Annotated in this window: 17 protein-coding genes; 6 read left to right on the top strand and 11 right to left on the bottom strand. The window is 71.6% G+C overall.

What is annotated here, in order from left to right; all coding sequences use genetic code 11:
• Nucleotides 1–14: 14 nt before the first annotated feature.
• The 5 genes from gdhA to AB0I83_RS10785 form a co-directional block, all read right to left on the bottom strand.
• Nucleotides 15–1,394, bottom strand: coding sequence for an NADP-specific glutamate dehydrogenase (gdhA, locus tag AB0I83_RS10805; RefSeq protein WP_356535262.1), 1,380 nt, complete (start codon nt 1,392–1,394; stop codon nt 15–17).
• A gap of 293 nt (nt 1,395–1,687) precedes the next feature.
• Entirely contained in the window at nt 1,688–2,371 is a 684-nt protein-coding gene (locus tag AB0I83_RS10800; protein ID WP_356535263.1) for an ABC transporter ATP-binding protein, read from the bottom strand.
• A 48-nt stretch (nt 2,372–2,419) separates the two neighbouring features.
• Nucleotides 2,420–3,889 carry an ABC transporter permease gene (locus AB0I83_RS10795; protein ID WP_363304339.1) on the bottom strand — a complete coding sequence of 490 codons (1,470 nt, stop codon included), beginning with the start codon at nt 3,887–3,889 and terminating at the stop codon, nt 2,420–2,422.
• A gap of 149 nt (nt 3,890–4,038) precedes the next feature.
• Entirely contained in the window at nt 4,039–5,307 is a 1,269-nt protein-coding gene (locus AB0I83_RS10790; RefSeq protein WP_363304338.1) for an Ig-like domain-containing protein, read from the bottom strand.
• A 181-nt stretch (nt 5,308–5,488) separates the two neighbouring features.
• Nucleotides 5,489–5,845 (bottom strand): hypothetical protein, encoded by a 357-nt coding sequence (locus tag AB0I83_RS10785; RefSeq protein ID WP_356535299.1) that lies wholly within the window; start codon nt 5,843–5,845, stop codon nt 5,489–5,491.
• A gap of 154 nt (nt 5,846–5,999) precedes the next feature.
• Between AB0I83_RS10785 and AB0I83_RS10780 the strand changes: the two genes are divergently transcribed.
• Entirely contained in the window at nt 6,000–6,308 is a 309-nt protein-coding gene (locus AB0I83_RS10780; protein WP_363304337.1) for a hypothetical protein, read from the top strand.
• A gap of 54 nt (nt 6,309–6,362) precedes the next feature.
• Here the strand turns inward: AB0I83_RS10780 and hutH are convergent, their stop codons facing one another.
• From hutH to AB0I83_RS10755, 5 genes are all read right to left on the bottom strand, one after another.
• Nucleotides 6,363–7,919 (bottom strand): histidine ammonia-lyase, encoded by a 1,557-nt coding sequence (gene hutH, locus AB0I83_RS10775; protein WP_356535300.1) that lies wholly within the window; start codon nt 7,917–7,919, stop codon nt 6,363–6,365.
• A 64-nt stretch (nt 7,920–7,983) separates the two neighbouring features.
• Nucleotides 7,984–9,150 (bottom strand): GGDEF domain-containing protein, encoded by a 1,167-nt coding sequence (locus tag AB0I83_RS10770; protein ID WP_363304336.1) that lies wholly within the window; start codon nt 9,148–9,150, stop codon nt 7,984–7,986.
• An 82-nt stretch (nt 9,151–9,232) separates the two neighbouring features.
• Nucleotides 9,233–10,045, bottom strand: a complete 813-nt coding sequence (locus AB0I83_RS10765) for an enoyl-CoA hydratase-related protein (protein ID WP_356535268.1) — start codon at nt 10,043–10,045, stop codon at nt 9,233–9,235.
• A gap of 139 nt (nt 10,046–10,184) precedes the next feature.
• Nucleotides 10,185–11,384, bottom strand: coding sequence for an adenylate/guanylate cyclase domain-containing protein (locus tag AB0I83_RS10760; RefSeq protein ID WP_356535269.1), 1,200 nt, complete (start codon nt 11,382–11,384; stop codon nt 10,185–10,187).
• Between the two features lie 153 nt (nt 11,385–11,537).
• Nucleotides 11,538–12,410, bottom strand: a complete 873-nt coding sequence (locus AB0I83_RS10755) for a biotin--[acetyl-CoA-carboxylase] ligase (protein WP_356535270.1) — start codon at nt 12,408–12,410, stop codon at nt 11,538–11,540.
• 173 nt (nt 12,411–12,583) lie between these two features.
• Here AB0I83_RS10755 and AB0I83_RS10750 point away from each other — a divergent pair, with 173 nt between their 5' ends.
• The 4 genes from AB0I83_RS10750 (at nt 12,584) to AB0I83_RS10735 (ending at nt 15,229) form a co-directional block, all read left to right on the top strand.
• On the top strand, nt 12,584–14,164 hold the full coding sequence (locus AB0I83_RS10750; RefSeq protein ID WP_356535271.1) for an acyl-CoA carboxylase subunit beta: 1,581 nt from the start codon (nt 12,584–12,586) through the stop codon (nt 14,162–14,164).
• A 14-nt stretch (nt 14,165–14,178) separates the two neighbouring features.
• The gene (locus AB0I83_RS10745; protein ID WP_356535272.1) at nt 14,179–14,385 is read left to right on the top strand and encodes an acyl-CoA carboxylase epsilon subunit; all 207 of its coding nucleotides are present in this window, start codon (nt 14,179–14,181) and stop codon (nt 14,383–14,385) included.
• Between the two features lie 83 nt (nt 14,386–14,468).
• A complete protein-coding gene (locus tag AB0I83_RS10740; RefSeq protein WP_356535273.1) occupies nt 14,469–14,597 on the top strand; it encodes a hypothetical protein in 129 nt (42 codons plus the stop codon).
• Between the two features lie 20 nt (nt 14,598–14,617).
• Complete coding sequence (locus AB0I83_RS10735; RefSeq protein WP_356535274.1) at nt 14,618–15,229, top strand: nucleoside triphosphate pyrophosphatase; 612 nt, start codon at nt 14,618–14,620, stop codon at nt 15,227–15,229.
• 12 nt (nt 15,230–15,241) lie between these two features.
• Here the strand turns inward: AB0I83_RS10735 and AB0I83_RS10730 are convergent, their stop codons facing one another.
• Nucleotides 15,242–15,682 (bottom strand): hypothetical protein, encoded by a 441-nt coding sequence (locus tag AB0I83_RS10730; protein ID WP_356535275.1) that lies wholly within the window; start codon nt 15,680–15,682, stop codon nt 15,242–15,244.
• A gap of 426 nt (nt 15,683–16,108) precedes the next feature.
• Between AB0I83_RS10730 and AB0I83_RS10725 the strand changes: the two genes are divergently transcribed.
• Nucleotides 16,109–17,863 carry a biotin carboxylase N-terminal domain-containing protein gene (locus AB0I83_RS10725; RefSeq protein ID WP_356535276.1) on the top strand — a complete coding sequence of 585 codons (1,755 nt, stop codon included), beginning with the start codon at nt 16,109–16,111 and terminating at the stop codon, nt 17,861–17,863.
• Nucleotides 17,864–17,918: the final 55 nt, after the last annotated feature.

Genomic DNA, 17,918 nt, shown 5'->3' with positions numbered 1-17,918 from the left:
GCGCGGTGGCGGGGTCAGATCAGGCCCTGTGCCAGCATCGCCTCCGCGACGATCTCGAAGCCCGCGATGTTCGCGCCCACCACGTAGTTGCCCGGGCTGCCGTACTTCTCGGCGGTCGTGTGGCAGGACTCGTGGATGTGCCGCATGATCTGCGCGAGCCGCTCCTCCGTGTGGGCGAAGGTCCACGAGTCGCGCGAGGCGTTCTGCTGCATCTCCAGGGCACTGGTGGCCACGCCGCCCGCGTTGGCCGCCTTGCCGGGTGCGAAGGCCACGCCCGCTTCCTGGAGGACGTGCACTGCCTCGGGGGTGGTGGGCATGTTGGCGCCCTCGGCGACGGCCTTCACACCGTTGCGCACGAGGGCGAGCGCGTCGGCCTCGTGCAGCTCGTTCTGGGTGGCGCACGGCAGGGCCACGTCCACGGGGACGCCCCAGACGCCGGTGCCCTCGACGTACCGCACGTGCTCACCGCGCCGCTCGGCGTACTCGGAGATCCGGCCGCGGCCCGTCTCCTTGATCTCCTTGAGCAGGTCGAGGTCGATGCCCTTCTCGTCCACCACGTAACCCCCGGAGTCCGAGCAGGTCACGACGGTCGCGCCGAGCTGCTGGGCCTTCTCGATGGCGTAGATGGCGACGTTGCCGGAACCGGAGACCGCGATGCGCTGCCCGTCGAGGGACTCGCCGCGCACGCGCAGCATCTCGGCGGTGAACAGCACGCAGCCGTATCCGGTGGCCTCGGTACGCGCCTGCGCGCCGCCCCAGCCGAGGCCCTTGCCGGTGAGCACCCCCGACTCGTAGCGGTTGGTGATCCGCTTGTACTGGCCGAAGAGGTAGCCGATCTCCCGGCCGCCGACCCCGATGTCACCGGCGGGGACGTCCGTGTACTCGCCCAGGTGGCGGTGGAGTTCGGTCATGAAGGACTGGCAGAAGCGCATGACCTCGGCGTCGGAACGACCCTTGGGGTCGAAGTCTGCGCCGCCCTTGCCGCCGCCGATCGGCATGCCGGTGAGGGCGTTCTTGAAGATCTGCTCGAAGCCCAGGAACTTCACGATCCCGAGGTTGACCGAGGGGTGGAAGCGCAGTCCGCCCTTGTACGGGCCGAGCGAGCTGGAGAACTCGACGCGGAAACCGCGGTTGACGTGGATGCCGCCGGAGTCGTCCGACCACGGCACCCGGAAGATGAGCTGGCGCTCGGGCTCGCAGATCCGCTCGATGATGCGGGCGTCGACGAGCTCGGGGCGCCGCGCGAGCACGGGGCCGAGGGTTTCGAGGACCTCGCGGACCGCCTGGTGGAATTCGAGCTCGCCCTGGTTGCGTCGCAGGATCTCCGCGTAGAGCGGCTCGATGACACGGTTCTCGGCGGTGCGCGGGATGAGTGAGTCGGAACGGGCAGGCATCTGATCAGGACCTTCCGTGGGTGGGCTCGTGCGCGTCGGCGCTCCCTGTCCCCGGAGGCGCCTGCGGCCCGTGCGGGCCGTTGCACGCGGCAAGTCTCCCAGCGGAGCCCGGTGGTGCCGGGACGACATCCACATAGTGGCCACGGTTCTCGGGCGCTAAGGGCTGCCGCTGTGCCCGCGCACCCGCTCCCCGGCGGGGCGCGGCGGTCGTGCGGCGCCCGCGCCACGAGGCCGCGCGGGTGGCGAACCTCACAGCCGGAGGAGGGCGGCTGTGAGGTTCGCGCCGCCACGGTTCAGGCCGCCGCGTTCTCCGTCACCGTGACCTTCCCCTTGCGGATGGTCGCCACCCGGGGCGCCTTGCGGGCGAGGGAGCTGTCATGAGTGACCATCACGAAGGTCAGCCCGTGCTCCCTCCACAGCCCGTCGAGCAGTTCCATGATCTCGTCGCGCATGGACTCGTCGAGGTTGCCCGTGGGTTCGTCGGCGAGCAGCACCTTGGGACGTTTCACCAGGGCCCGGGCGATGGCGACGCGCTGCTGCTGCCCGCCGGACATCTCGCCCGGCAGATGGGTGGGCCGGTCGCCCAGGCCCACCGACTCCAGTGCCTCCGCGGCGCGTTCGCGGCGGGTCCTCGCACCGAGGCCGAGGGGGACGAGCGCGGTCTCGACGTTCTCCTGGGCGGTGAGCGTGGGGATGAGGTTGAAGCTCTGGAAGACGAATCCGATGGACTCGGCTCGGACCTTGGTGAGCCGGGACTCGGGGAGCCCGGCCAGGTCCACGCCGTCGAGTTCGACGGTGCCGGCGGTGGGCCGGTCGAGTCCGCCGAGCATCTGGAGGAGCGTGGACTTGCCTCCGCCGGTCGGGCCCTGGATGACGAGTCTGCCGCCGTCCTCGATGGTCAGATCGACCCCGGCGAGCGCGTCGACGGGGTTCTTGCCGCGCATGTAGCGCTTGGTGACGCCCTTGAGCTGGTACACGTGTGGACTCCTGCTGCTACGTACGGGAAGGGGTGGGGCGGGGCGGTGTCACGCGACGCGCCGCAGCGCGTCGGCCGGCCGCAGCCGGGAGGCCCGCCAGCCGCCGAAGGCTCCCGCGACGAGTCCGCCGGCCACCGCGAGGGCGACGGCGACGAGGATCGTGGTGAGGGAGACCGGTGCGGTCAGGGCGATGTCGAGGGTCCTGGACGCGGTCTGCCGACCGGGGCCGCCGCCGCCCATGGGGCCGCCGCCCGTGCCGCCGCCTCCGCCGCCCGTGGAGCCGAGCTGGGCGGTGAGGGTGGGGCTGACGGCGGTCACCGCGTAGGCGCCGGCGAGGCCCACGGCGATACCGAGGACGCCGCCCATCAGGCCGTTGACGAGGGCTTCGCCGATGACCTGCCGGGTGACGCGTCCGCTCTTCCAGCCGAGGGCCTTGAGGGTGCCGAACTCCCGCACGCGGCGGCTGACCGCGGAGGAGGTCAGCAGACCCGCGACGAGGAAGGCCGCGACAAGGACCGCGATCGAGAGCCACTTGCCGACGCTGGAGGCCAGGTCGGAGGCGGTGGAGAGGGAACCGGACACCGTGTCGGCGAGGTCGGCGGAGGTGGTGACCGTCGTACCGGAGACGTTCTTCTGGATGGCGGCCTTGACGGTGTCGATCTGCTGGGAGTCGGCGGCCTGGACGTAGACCGTGGTGACCTTGTCCTTGGCGCCGGCGACGGTCTGCGCCTGCTTCAGCGGGATGTAGACGTTGGCTGCCGCGTCACCACTGTCCGCCGTGGAGACGCCCACGATCTTGTACCCGGTGCCGGAGACGGTGACGGTCTTGCCGACCGCGAGCTCCTTCTCCTTGGCGTAGGCGGAGTCGACCACCGCGACCTCGGCATCGGTCTCCGTGGACTTGAAGGTACGACCCTTGGTGATCTTGGAAGAGGTCAGCGGGCCGAGGCCCTGCAGGGTGACGTCGGTGCCGTACACGGTGAAGGAGTTGACGTCGAAGGAGGCGCCGCCGCCCTCGACCCGGCCCTGGGGCCGGCCTCCGCCGCCCTGGCCGCCGCCGGGGCCGCCCTGGCTCTGCCCCGAGCTCTCGCCCTGCTTGAACTCGCCGCGCTTGAACTGGCCGTCGACCTTCATCACCGTCAGGCTCAGCCCGCCGACGGCGTCCGCGACGCCGTGCTGCTCGCCCACCTTGCCGACGGTGTCGGCGGCGAGGGTCTGGAAGCCCTGGACCATGACCCGGTCCGTGCTCTGGGTCGCGTCCTCGCCGTCCTCGGCGTCGAACTCGAAGCGGGGCCGCTCGGTGCCGCCGGAACCCCGGGCGGCCGCGGCCTTGGTCACCGTCATGTCCGTGCCCAGTCCGTACAGCGATTGGAGGACCTTGTCCTGGGCCCTGCTCATGCCCGAGGAGACCGAGGTGACGATGATGACCAGCGCGATGCCGAGGGCGAGCCCCGAGGCGACGACGAGCGCCGCCTTTCTGCGGCGGCGCAGCTCGCGCCGGAGGTAGGTGAAGAACATGGCGCGAAGATATGGAGCGGGCGTGATGAGGAGTTAAGTCTCCGATGAGAGGCGGATGAGAACACCTCCGGGGCGCATACGCCGAAGGCGGCGGCCCCCGGATCGTCCGGGTGCCGCCGCCTTCGTACGGGGAAGGGGCGCGGTCAGGATCAGGCGGCGGAGTCCGCCGTCCACTCCGACCAGCTCATGTTCCAGCCGTTGAGGCCGTTGTCGGGGGCGATGGTCTTGTCCGGGGAGTTCGTCACCACGACCACGTCGCCGACCATGGAGTTGTCGAACAGCCAGGCGGCCGGCGTCTTGGAGTCGCCCGCGCCCTTCGTGTCGGACAAGCCGATACAGCCGTGACTGGTGTTGGCGCTGCCGAAGATCGACTTCGCGCCCCAGTAGTTGCCGTGGATGAACGTGCCCGACGTGGACAGCCGCATGGCGTGCGGCACGTCCTTGATGTCGTACTCGCCCTTGCCGTCGTCGTCCGTGAAGCCGACCGTCGAACCGTCCATGCGGGTCTCCTTGAACTTCTCGGAGATCACCATCTGGCCGTTGTACGTCGGGTTGTCGGAGGATCCGGCGGAGATCGGGATCGTCTTCACCGTCTTGCCGTCACGGGTGACGGTCATGGTGTGGGACTTGGCGTCCACGGTCGAGACCTGGTTGCGGCCGACCTTGAAGGTGACCGTCTTCTGCTGGACACCGACGACGCCGTCCGCGCCCTCGACGCCGTCCAGGGCCAGCTTCAGCGTGACGGTGGAACCGCCCTGCCAGTACTCCTCGGGGCGCAGGTCCAGGCGCTGGTTGTTGAACCAGTGGCCGACGACTTCCTGGCCGCTGCTCGACGTCACCTTGATGCCGTCCTGGACGGCCTTCTTGTCGGTGATCGCCTTGTTGAAGTTGATCGAGACGGGCATGCCCACGCCGACGGTGGAACCGTCCTCGGGGGTGAAGTTCCCGATGAAGCTGTTCTCGGGCGAGACCGTGGTGAAGGAGCTGTTGGCGTGTGCCGCACGGTCCTTCGAGTCGGCCGCCGTGGCGCTGATCTTGTACGTCGTCGAGCGCTCGAGCTGGCCGCTGGGCTTCCAGCTGGAGCCGTCGGCCGCGAGGGTGCCCTCGACGGCGTCGCCCTCGGCCGTGGTCATGGTGACCTCGGTCAGCTTGCCCTTGGCGACGGTGACCATCGCGGCGTTGTTGATGCTCGCGTTGGTCGCGCCGTTCTTCGGCGCGATCGTTATCTGCGCCTCGGAGGTGTCCTTGGCCGCCGCCTCGTCGACCTGCGCCTGTGACGTCTTCGAGCTGTCGGCGCTCGCACCCGTGTCGCCGCCGTCGTCGCTGCAGGCCGAAAGCACCAGCACGCCGCCGAGCAGTGCGGACGCGGCCATGAGGCCCCGGCGCCGCTTGCTGTCCGTCATCACACGCTTCTCCATCGTTGCCGATTCCCCAAGATCCCCGGACAGGTTCGCCTGGCGGCGAACACCCGTCAATGTTCCAAGAACACCCCGACCGGGCGTTCCGTTCCACATCCGTCGCGGATGTGGGGAACACCACTCATCGACGCGGTCGCGGCCGCGTCGGTTCCCGTCACCCGTGAGGAGTGCCCCGCGGGCGTCAGCGTTCCGTGTTCCCGCCACCTTCTTCGTCGTCCGTCTCATTGTCCTCGATCCCGTAGTGCGACTCGTCCCCGTCCTCTCCGGCCGCCCAGTCCTCCGCGTCGGGGTCGTAGTCGATCGTCTCGCTGCTCCAGGAGGCCTGGGCGAGCTCGACCCCGGGTACCTGGCTGACCAGGTCGAACGGATCGATCAGCGAGGCGAGCGCTTCAGCTGCGTCTTCCCTGACCGTCTGCTCGGCATGCGTGCGCTCCTCGGCCGACTCGTCGGCGGAGGCGCCGGAGGCCGTGAAATCCGCGGCGATGCTCTCCAGCGCCGTGCCGGTCAGCGCGTCCGCGTCGCTGATCTCCAGGACCATCTCCACGCGAAGCCGAACAAATGAGGGTGTCTCCGAAGTAGTCATATGCCGGAGCGTAAGGCTCTGGGGAGCCACGGCTTTCCTCCGACCCGCTGCTTTGCTTAGCATCGGCGTACGGGGGCTAACTGACGGTTGTCGCAAGGGGATCGATTCTGTGTCCATCGCTCGTCGCACGCTGCTGACCACCACAGCGGCAGGCACCCTGCTCTGTGCCCTCTGGTTCGTCCCGTCCGCCAACGCGACCGGCGGGGCCGAGGGGCCAAGTGGTTCCACCGGCTCGTCCACGGAGGCCCGACAGGCCTCCGCCACGGGGGAGTTCGCCTCCGAGGACACGCTCGCCGAGACCGGTACGGGCATCGACACGACGCCTTACCTGATCGGCGGCACGGCTTTCCTGTGCGTCGGCACGGGTTTCGTCGCCCGTTCGGTACGCCGGGGCGGCACGCCGGGCGCCGGCTTCTGAGGTGAGCGAGGGCTGCCGCACCCCGGGGGTGCGGCAGCTTTCGCGCGTACGGGCTCAGGCCAGCGGCCCGGTCACCGGCTCCACCGCGGCGACCAGCTTCCCCTCCCGTACGAAGGCGTCGGCGGCGGCGAGGTCGGGGGCGAGGAAGCGGTCCGGTCCCGGCCCCCGCACACCGGCGTCCCGCAGCGCCGTGATGGCGGCCAGTGACGCGGGGGCGGGGTTCGGACCCCCGGCGGCGCGCAGCTCGACGGCGCGGGTGGCCGCGTAGAGCTCGACGGCCACGATCCGCGCGAGGTGGTCCACGGACGTGCGGAGCTTGCGCGCCGCCGACCAGCCCATCGAGACGTGGTCCTCCTGCATGGCGGACGAGGGGATCGAGTCGACGGACGCCGGGACGGCGAGCCGCTTCATCTCGCTGACCAGGGCGGCCTGCGTGTACTGGGCGATCATCAGCCCCGAGTCGACCCCGGCGTCGTCGGCCAGGAACGGCGGCAGCCCGTGCGAGCGGTTCCTGTCCAGCAGCCGGTCCGTGCGGCGCTCGGCGATGGATCCGAGGTCCGCGGCGACGATCGCCAGGAAGTCGAGGACGTACGCGACGGGTGCGCCGTGGAAGTTGCCGTTGGACTCCACCCGCCCCTCTCCCGGCAGCACGACCGGGTTGTCGACGGCCGCGGCCAGCTCACGGTCGGCGACGAGTGCCCCGTGCGCGAGGGTGTCGCGACCGGCGCCGTTGACCTGGGGCGCGCAGCGCACGGAGTAGGCGTCCTGGACCCGGGGGGCGTCGCCCGTGACCTCGGCGTGCCGCCCCGTGAGACCGGACCCGGCGAGCACCCGCAGCATGTTCTCGGCGGAGACGCCCTGGCCCGGGTGGGGGCGGATGGCGTGCAGCTCGGGGGCGAGGACCCGGTCCGTGCCGAGCAGCGCCTCCAGGGAGAGCGCCGCGGTGATGTCCGCGCTGGTGTAGAGGTTCTTCAGGTCCGCGAGGGCCATGACGAGCATGCCGAGCATGCCGTCGGTCCCGTTGAGGAGGGCGAGGCCCTCCTTCTCGTGCAGCACGACGGGGGCGATGCCGTGCTCGGCGAGGAGTTCGCCGGCCGGACGCACGGTGCCGTCGGGGCCTTCCGCGTCGCCCTCGCCCATCAGGGTCAGGGCGCAGTGCGAGAGCGGGGCGAGGTCGCCGGAGCAGCCGAGCGAGCCGTACTCGTGGACGACGGGGGTGATGCCCGCGTTCAGCACGTCGGCCATGGTCTGCGCGACTTCGGGGCGTACGCCGGTGTGGCCGGAGGCCAGCGTCTTGAGCCGGAGGAACATCAGCGCGCGGACGACCTCGCGCTCGACCCGCGGGCCCATGCCCGCCGCGTGCGAACGGACGATGTTGCGCTGGAGCTGGACCCGCAGACCGGGGCTGATGTGCCGGCTGGCGAGCGCGCCGAAGCCGGTGGAGACGCCGTAGACCGGCTCGGGCTTGGCGGCGAGGGCGTCGATGATCCCGCGGGCGACGGAGAGTGCCTCGACGGCCGCCGCCGAGAGCTCGACCCGGGCGCCCCCGCGGGCCACGGCGACGACGTCCTCGGCGGTGGTACCGGACGTCCCCACCACGACTGTATGCATATCCATATTCAGGAGCCTACGGACTGAAAGCCGCCATGTCACCAGTGGTCCAGCGGTTGACCCCTTACCCCTCGCCCCCGGGCGGATTGCCGCGCAGCCTGCGGCGGTCGTGCGGGGACCTGGGCGGGGAGTCCGCGAGCCGGATCACGTCGCCGTCCCGGCCCGCCACCACGGGCCGCCTGGAGTGCGCCGCCTTCGCCTGGTACTGCGCGGCGTCCGCGAGCCGGAAGAGCCGGCGCGCGGACCGGACCGGGCCGATCGCGTCGCCCGTGGACGCGATCCCGCAGGCCACGCCGTCGCCGATCTCCATGGCGACCGCCCGGGCGCAGAGCTCCTCGGAGACCCGCACCACGTCGTCCGCCGGGGGACCCACGGTGAGCAGGCAGAACTCGTCCCCGCCCAGGCGCGCGGCCAGGGCCCCGGGGAGCATCGCGCCGCAGAGGGAGAGCACGGAGCCGAAACGTTCCAGCAACCGGTCGCCGACCGCGTGCCCATGGGTGTCGTTGACCGTCTTGAGGCCGTTGAGGTCGCAGACCACCAGGCTGACCACGGCTCCCTCGGCACGGTGCAGCTCCAACGCCTCGTCGAGCCGGATGTCGACGGCCCTGCGGTTCGCGAGCCCGGTCAGCGGATCGGTGAAGGCCAGCTTGCGGACCTCCTCCAGGCGCTCGGTCTGAGCGATGCCCGCCGCGACGACGGCGGCCAGCACGGTCGCGAAGTCCGCGTCGTCCCGGTCGAACACCGGCACGCCGGCCGGCCGCGCGACGTACAGCTCACCCCAGGCGCGCCCGTGCAGCACGATCGGTGCCACGACGCAGCAGCCGCGCCCCCTGCGGCGCAGCGCCGCGACCCGCTGGTGGCAGTAGGGGCGGGCACCACGGGCCGGGGCGCCCGCCCCGGGCCCGCCGTCGACGGTCTCCACCCAGGCGTCGGGTTCGCCGCCGCCTGCCCAGCGTTCGTGCAGGAACTCGGTGATCTCCGGGAACCGGTGGACGGGATAGGCCTCCTCCTCGGGGAACTCCTCCTCGCCCTCGGCCCGCTCCCCCGCGTTCACCAGGACCCGCAGCCTGCCCTGCTCGCGCTCCCACACGGAGAGGGCGGCGAAGCTGCCGCCCAGCGCCTCGCACGCCCCCGCGGCAGCCGCGTGCCACGACTCGCGCGGCGTGTAGGCCGCCGCCATCGCCTGTGCCAGCGCGACCACCGCGCGCAGTCTCGCGTCGTCACCACCCATGGCCACAGCCTATGTAGTTTTGCGATGAAATGATCAGTCGGCAGCGCTGATGATCTTCAGATCACCCGGACCGCGTCCCGGATCACTCCCCGGGCCAGCTGGGCTTCCGCTTCTCGTTGAACGCGGCGACCCCCTCGGCGCGGTCCCCGGAGAAGGCCACGGACCGCCAGGCCGCGTCCTCCACCTCGAGCCCGGCCCGCAGGTCCAGCCCGTGCCCCAGCCGCAGCGCCCGCTTCGCGGCCCGCAGCCCCACCGGGGAGTTCGCCGCGATCCGGCCGCCGAGGGCGAGCGCCTCCTCCCGGTCCCGCCCGGCGTCGACCAGCTCGTCGACGAGGCCGAGCTCCCGCGCCTCGGCAGCCTCCACCCGCCGTGCGGTGAAGACCAGCTCGGCGGCGCGGGCGGCACCGACCCGGCGGGGCAGCAGCTGGGTACCGCCACCCCCCGGGATGACGCCGACGGACACCTCGGGCAGGCCGACCACCGCCGTGCGGTCGGCGACGATGACATCGCAGGCCAGGGCCAGCTCGAACCCGCCGCCGAGCGCGAAGCCGTGCACGGCGGCGACGACCGGCATCGGGAGCTCCAGGACACCGGTGTAGGCCGCCCTGGCGGTGGGACGCTGCCGCACCAGTTCGGCGTCGGTGAAGGAGTTCCGCTCCTTGAGGTCCGCGCCCACGCAGAACGCCCGCTCGTGGCTGGAGGTGAGCACGGTCGCGCGCACCCCTTGGTCGGCGCCCAGCGCGGCGCAGGCCTCACCGATGGCGGCCGCCATGGCCGTGCTGACCGCGTTCATCGCCTTGGGCCGGTCCAGCACCAGCTCGGCCACGTGCTCCTGGCCCTCGTGCCGCCGTACGACGACGAACTCCCCGAACCTCTGCTCCGACGTGACACCCATGACTGCACCCCTCCGGTTGACGAGTTACCGGGATCCTAGGCGCGGGTACGCCGCGGGGGACCGGGCGGGGGACTGGCGGGCGGACCGAGCACGAGGGGCCGGGCCCTGGGACACGGCCGCGGGCGCGCGGCCCCGGAGGTCAGGAGGCCGGCTTGCCCCGCCGCGCCAGCAGCCACGGCTCCACCACACCCAGCCCGCGCACCGACCGCTGCCACATCGGCTGCAGCCCGAAGCGGTATGCCGGAAGCGGCTGCCCCTCCTCCGGGGCGCGGCCCTCCTTCTCCGCCAGCCGGATCCGCTCGGCCGCGGCGGCTGCCTCCTCGGATGCCTGTGCCTCGGAGGCGGGGGCGTCCCCGGTCCTGACGACCTCCTTGGCGAACGCCCCGTCCACCAGGACGGCGTCCTTCGGCGCTATCGAGGTGAGCCGGCTGGCCAGGTTCACCGTCGTACCGAACACGTCGCCCATGCGGGTCGTGACCGTGCCGAACGCCATGCCGACCCGCAGCGCGGGCATCGTGGTGTCCTGGGCCATCGCCTCGACCAGCCGGAGCGCGATCTCGCCGGCCGTGCGCGCGTCGTCGGCGGCGAAGAGGACCTCGTCGCCCAGCGTCTTGATGAGCCGTCCGCCGTGCGCGGCGACCAGGTCCGCGGAGGTCGTCTCGAAGGCCTCGACCAGCTCGCCGAGCTCCTCCTCCTCCAGGCGCCGCGTCAGCCGGGTGAAGCCGACCAGGTCGGCGAAGCCCACGGCGAGCCGCCGGTCGACCATCTCGTCGTCGTCCGCCGCCTGCACCACCCGGCCCGTGGCGGCGGCGAGCTGGCGCCGCCACACGTAGACCAGGAACTCCTGCAGCTCGGGCAGGAGCAGTTCGACCAGCGGGTACGTGACCTCGGTACGGGTCATGCCGGCCTCGGGGGGCTCGGTCAGCCCTTCGAGGAAGGAGTCGATCTGCCATTCCGCGAGCCGGGCGGTGGTCTGCCCGGTCGACCGGGCCACCTGGATCGCCATCGGCTCGCTGAGCAGTCCGGCCTCCACGAGACCGGCGAGACGGCGCAGGGCCAGCACGTCCGCCTCGGTGAGCGCCTTGGCCTGCCCGATGTCGGCGAAGCCCATGGCCCGCCAGAACCGGGAGGCCAGGTCCATGGAGACCCCGGCGGTCCTGGCCGCCTGGAAGGGCGTGTAGCGGCGGTCGGACCCCAGGATCAGGGCCTCCAGCCGGATGGCCAGCGGGTCGTCGGTCGGTTCGGCCGTGTGGTCGACCTCGTGGTGCGGTGTCGAGTGGACCGGCGGCCCGGATGAGGGCTCCGCGCCGTCGTCGGAGTTCGTGTCGTCGACGGTCACCGGCCGCCTCCTGCCCGTTCCGTGCGCACTTCCCTGCCGATCTGTCGCTGGGTCGCCTCAACGATACGGCAGGTGTGCCCTGGCTCACGTCCCCGGTCGCGCGGTTCCGCGTGCGTCCCGCGCGACATCACCCCTGCGTGCGGAGGCACCGGATCAGGTCAGGCCCCCCTCCTCCCCGCGCAGGTGGACGATGTCGCCCGCCGACACGGGCTCCTGGACGCCGTCGCCCGTGGCCAGCACCAGCCGCCCGTCACCGTCGATCGCGACGGCCTCGCCCACGACGGACCGGTCCCCCGGCAGCTCGGCCCGGACCGTGCGGTCGAGCGTGGCGCAGCCCGCCGCGTACGCCGCCTGGAGACCGGAGGCGGCGGCGTCGCCGTCCGCGTCGCGCCACTGCGCGTACCACTGCTCCAGCGACCTCAGGACGGCCCGCAGGAGTGTCTCGCGGTCGGTGGAGACCGCTCCGGCGAGCGCCAGCGATCCGGCGTGCGGGGCGGGCAGCTCGGCCGCGCGCAGCGAGACGTTGAGCCCGATGCCGATCACGACGCCGTCCCCGGCGCGCTCGGCGAGGATGCCTCCCGTCTTGCGTTCCGAGCCGTCGACGGTCACCAGGAGGTCGTTGGGCCATTTCAGTGCCATGTCGACGCCGGCCGCCTGCGCGAGGCCCGTCGCGGCGGCGACGCCGGTCAGCAGCGGCAGCCAGCCCCACCGCTCGACGGGTACGTCGCCGGGGGTCAGGTACACGGACAGGAAGATCCCCGAGCGGGGCGGCGCGGTCCAGCTGCGGTCCAGTCGGCCGCGGCCGGCGGTCTGCTCCTCGGCCACCAGCACCGCCCCCTCGGCCGGCCCTTCCCCGGCGGCGGCTCGGGCCGCGAGGTCGGAGTTGGTCGATCCGGTCGACTCGACGACGTCGAGGGAGGTCCACAGCCCGCCGGGCCTCAGCAGCCCGCGGCGCAGCGCCGAGACGTTGAGGGGCGGCCTGTCGAGGTCCGACCAGCGGTTGCGCGGCGCATCGGGAGGAGTCATGCGACCCACAGTAGGTGTGGCCAACGACGCACTGCCGAACCGTATCCGCGCCGATACGCTACGGGTCAGTAGCCAAGGCAGCCGACGAGCAGGCTGCCGTCGAGCACGTATCGGTCCAGCACCCCACTGGATGTACCAGCCGTCCCCGTGACCAGGCAGGGAGCCGCCACCCGATGTCCGAGCCGCAGAGCGACATCCACACGACCGCGGGCAAGATCGCGGACCTGCAGCGCCGTATCGAAGAGGCCACACACGCAGGTTCCGCCCGGGCCGTCGAAAAGCAGCACGCCAAGGGCAAGTTGACCGCCCGGGAGCGCGTCGAGCTCCTGCTCGACGACGGTTCCTTCGTGGAGCTCGACGAGTTCGCACGGCACCGGTCCACCAACTTCGGGATCGAGAAGAACCGTCCGTACGGTGACGGTGTCGTCACCGGGTACGGCACGGTGGACGGCCGTCCCGTCTGCGTGTACTCGCAGGACTTCACCATCTTCGGAGGGTCGCTCGGCGAGGTCTACGGCGAGAAGATCGTCAAGGTCATGGACTTCGCGCTGAAGACCGGCTGCCCGGTCGTCGGCATCAACGACGGCGGGGGGGCCCGCATCCAGGAGGGCGTCGTCGCCCTCGGCCTGTTCGCCGAGATCTTCCGCCGCAACGTGCACGCCTCGGGTGTGGTCCCGCAGATCTCCCTGATCGTCGGCCCCTGCGCGGGCGGCGCGGTCTACTCGCCCGCCATCACCGACTTCACGGTGATGGTCGACCAGACCTCGCACATGTTCATCACGGGCCCGGACGTCATCAAGACGGTCACCGGCGAGGACGTCGGCTTCGAGGAGCTGGGCGGCGCCCGCACCCACAACACGACGTCAGGTGTGGCGCACCACATGGCGGGTGACGAGAAGGACGCCATCGAGTACGTCAAGTCCCTGCTGTCCTACCTCCCGTCGAACAACCTCTCCGAGGCGCCGGCCTTCCCCGAGGAGGCAGGTCTGGAGACGACGGACGAGGACCGCGAGCTCGACGCCCTCATCCCGGACTCGGCGAACCAGCCGTACGACATGCACACCACGATCGAGCACGTGCTCGACGACGGCGAGTTCCTGGAGACGCAGGCACTGTTCGCGCCCAACATCATCACCGGCTTCGGGCGCGTCGAGGGCTACCCGGTCGGCGTCGTCGCCAACCAGCCCATGCAGTTCGCCGGCTGTCTGGACATCGACGCGAGCGAGAAGGCCGCGCGCTTCGTCCGCACGTGCGACGCCTTCAACGTGCCGGTCCTCACCTTCGTCGACGTACCCGGCTTCCTCCCCGGCGTCGACCAGGAGTACGGCGGCATCATCCGACGCGGCGCCAAGCTCATCTACGCGTACGCCGAGGCCACCGTCCCGCTGATCACGGTGATCACCCGCAAGGCCTTCGGCGGCGCCTACGACGTCATGGGCTCCAAGCACCTGGGCGCCGACCTGAACCTGGCCTGGCCGACCGCGCAGATCGCGGTCATGGGCGCACAGGGCGCGGTGAACATCCTGCACCGCCGCACGATCGCCGCGGCCGAGGACCCCGAGGCCACCCGCGCCGGGCTGATGACCGACTACGAGGACGCGCTCCTCAACCCGTACGTCGCGGCCGAGCGCGGCTACGTCGACGCGGTGATCATGCCGTCCGAGACCCGGGCACACCTCGTGAAGGGCCTGCGCCAGCTCCGGACCAAGCGCGAGTCCCTGCCGCCCAAGAAGCACGGCAACATCCCCCTCTAGCCACGGGAGCCACCATGATCAAGGTCGTACGGGGCAATCCGACCCCGGAGGAGCTCGCCGCGGCCCTCGCCGTGGTCCGGGCGCGTGCGGCAGCCGCCGCCGCCCTGCCGTCGGGCGCTCCGCTGCCGCCCGAGCAGTGGTCCGACCCGGGGCGCATCGCACGCGCGGGCGCCCTGCGGCCGGGGCCCCGCTCGTGGGCACGGACGTACTGGCCCTCCTGAGAACGGGGCCCGGCAGGCACTCCGACGGCGCTTGAGTACGCGTACTCAGGCGCCGCGGCCGTGTCCGGAGCACCATCGGACGCATGCTGTGGTCCGACCCCGAGAACAAGCCCCCGAAGGAACTGCGCGACGCCCAGGACATGTTGCGCCGCGCGGGACTGCTGCTGGCGCTGGCCATGGTCGTGGCGATGTTCGTCCTGGGCACCCGCTGAGGCCTCCGGCCCCGCCTACGATGGCGGGTATGACTGATCAGCGCCGTCTCGTGCTCGCCTCCGCCTCCCCCGCCCGTCTGGGCCTCCTGCGCCAGGCGGGCTTCGCCCCCGAGGTGATCGTCAGCGGTGTGGACGAGGACGCGATCGAAGCTCCTAGCCCGGGTGAGCTGGCGCTCGTCCTGGCCGAGGCGAAGGCCGCAGCGGTCGCGGCCCGCCCCGAGGCGTCGGGCGCGCTGGTCGTCGGCTGCGACTCGGTGCTGGAGCTGGACGGCGAGGCCTACGGCAAGCCCGCGGACGGCGAGGAGGCCACGGCCCGCTGGAAGTCGATGCGCGGCCGCTCGGGCATCCTGCGGACGGGGCACAGCGTCATCGACACGGCGACCGGCCGCACCGCGTCGGCGACCGCGTCCACCGTCGTCAGGTTCGGTGAGCCGACCGACGCCGAGGTGGCGGCGTACGTCGCCTCGGGCGAACCCCTCCACGTCGCCGGGGCGTTCACCCTGGACGGCCGCTCGGCGCCCTTCGTCGAGGCGATCGAGGGCAGCCACGGCAACGTCATCGGGCTCTCGCTGCCGCTGCTGCGCCGGCTGCTCGGTGAACTCGGCTTCTCGGTGACCGACTTGTGGGTCTGAGCGGCCCCGGCCTCAGACCGCGGCCGGGGCCCCACCGGCGTCGGCCGCACCGGCTTCCGGCTCACGCCGGTCGAACGCCACCAGGGTCAGCACGATCAGGGCCAGGACGACCATCATGAACACGAAGGCCGCCCAGCCGATCAGGCCCACCGCCAGGGCGCCCAGCACCCCGTGGACGACCGCGCAGGCGATGAGGGTGATCCTGCCGAAGCGGCCCGGACCGCGGTCGCGTATCCCGGCGAGCAGCGGTATCAGGCCGCACAGCACCAGCAGGACACCCGAGACGCCGCCCATCACCCAGGTGCCGGTGACCATGGCGTCAGGGTCCATCCCGGCGAGGGACATGCTCTGGTTGCCCGCGACCGTCGCCAGGACGCCGTTGACGAGCACGATTCCCACGGCTTCCACGAACAGAACGACCGCGGTCACGAAGGCCACCGGTCTGCGAACCAAGGCACCCACCCCCTGTTACCTGTAGTTACGAGCGATAGCGCGGACCCTACTAACCGGTAACGCTCCGGACAAGGGGTCGCACACCGCTCCCGGCCCTCCCGCCACCGCTCACGCGCCCCCGCGCGCGGGCCCGCCGTGGCCGTCGACGCGCGGGCCGTCGTGTCCGAGGCAAAGATTCCATCGGCCGTTCGTAGGGAGTCCACAAAGAAACGCCGCGCGCCGTTGAACGTACGGACAGAGACTTGGGCCACACTTCGTGGCTACTGTGCCCCTGAGGATCCCGGCGTACCGTGGTGCGACAAGGGATTTCGCGACTCGAGCAAGCCTCGAATCACACTCCGTGTGGGCAAGTTCACTATTGGGGACGGGTCGTACGGCCGTGTCGGTAGTCCCTAAACTCAGCTTGTTCTCAAGGAGGGAGCCATCGTGCGCAAGGTGCTCATCGCCAACCGTGGCGAAATCGCTGTCCGTGTTGCTCGGGCTTGCCGGGATGCCGGAATCGCGAGCGTAGCCGTCTACGCCGATCCGGACCGGGACGCTCTGCATGTGCGCGCGGCCGACGAAGCGTTCGCTCTGGGCGGTGACACCCCGGCCGCCAGCTACCTGGACATGGCCAAGGTGCTCCAGGCTGCCAAGGACTCCGGGGCGGACGCGATCCACCCGGGTTACGGATTCCTGTCGGAGAACGCCGAGTTCGCCCAGGCCGTGCTCGACGCGGGCCTGACGTGGATCGGCCCGCCGCCGCAGGCGATCCGCGACCTGGGCGACAAGGTCGCCGCCCGCCACATCGCGCAGCGTGCCGGCGCCCCGCTGGTCGCCGGCACGCCGGACCCGGTGTCGGGTTCGGCCGAGGTCGTGGACTTCGCGGAGAAGAACGGCCTGCCGGTCGCGATCAAGGCGGCCTTCGGCGGCGGCGGACGCGGCCTGAAGGTCGCCCGCACGCTGGAGGAGATCCCGGAGCTGTACGACTCCGCGGTCCGTGAGGCCGTCGCGGCGTTCGGCCGCGGCGAGTGCTTCGTCGAGCGCTACCTCGACAAGCCCCGGCACGTGGAGACCCAGTGCCTGGCCGACCAGCACGGCAACGTGGTCGTCGTCTCCACCCGCGACTGCTCGCTCCAGCGCCGCCACCAGAAGCTCGTCGAGGAGGCCCCGGCGCCCTTCCTGTCCGAGGCGCAGAACGCGGAGCTGTACGCGGCCTCCAAGGCGATCCTGAAGGAAGCCGGTTACGTCGGCGCCGGCACCGTCGAGTTCCTCGTCGGCGTGGACGGCACGATCTCCTTCCTCGAGGTCAACACCCGCCTCCAGGTGGAGCACCCGGTCACCGAGGAGGTCACCGGCCTCGACCTGGTCCGCGAGATGTTCCGCATCGCCGACGGCGAGGAGCTCGGTTACGGCGACCCCGCCGTGCGGGGCCACTCCTTCGAGTTCCGGATCAACGGCGAGGACCCGGGCCGCGGCTTCCTGCCCGCCCCCGGCACCGTCACCCTGTTCGCACCGCCCACCGGCCCCGGCGTCCGCCTGGACGCGGGTGTGGAGACCGGCAGTGTCATCGGACCGGCGTGGGACTCCCTGCTGGCGAAGCTGATCGTGACCGGCGCGACCCGCGAGCAGGCCCTCCAGCGTGCCGCGCGTGCCCTGGCCGAGTTCACCGTCGAGGGCATGGCGACCGCCATCCCCTTCCACCGCGCGGTCGTCTCCGACCCGGCGTTCACCTCGGACCCCTTCCGGGTCCACACCAGGTGGATCGAGACGGAGTTCGTCAACGACATCAAGCCCTTCACGGTGCCCGCGGACCAGGACGCCGACGAGGAGTCCGGCCGCGAGACCGTGGTCGTCGAGGTCGGCGGCAAGCGCCTCGAGGTGTCCCTGCCGTCCTCGCTCGGCATGAGCCTGGCCCGCACCGGCCTCGCGGCCGGGGCCAAGCCGAAGCGCCGCGCGGCGAAGAAGTCCGGCTCGGCGGCCTCCGGCGACACCCTCGCCTCCCCCATGCAGGGCACGATCGTCAAGATCGCGGTCGAGGAGGGCCAGGAGGTCAAGGAGGGCGACCTCATCGTCGTACTCGAAGCGATGAAGATGGAGCAGCCCCTCAACGCCCACCGCTCCGGCACCGTCAAGGGCCTGGCGGCCGAGGTGGGGACGTCCATCTCCTCGGGCGCGGCGATCTGCGAGATCAAGGACTGACCGTCCGATCGTCTCTTCCCACCGGGGGCCCGGCATCCGCCGGGCCCCCGGTGGC

The organism is Streptomyces sp. NPDC049970, assembly GCF_040660235.1.
Classification (GTDB): domain Bacteria; phylum Actinomycetota; class Actinomycetes; order Streptomycetales; family Streptomycetaceae; genus Streptomyces.
The sequence above is the reverse complement of the archived record's forward strand: the minus strand, read 5'-3'. Positions and strand labels throughout refer to the sequence as shown.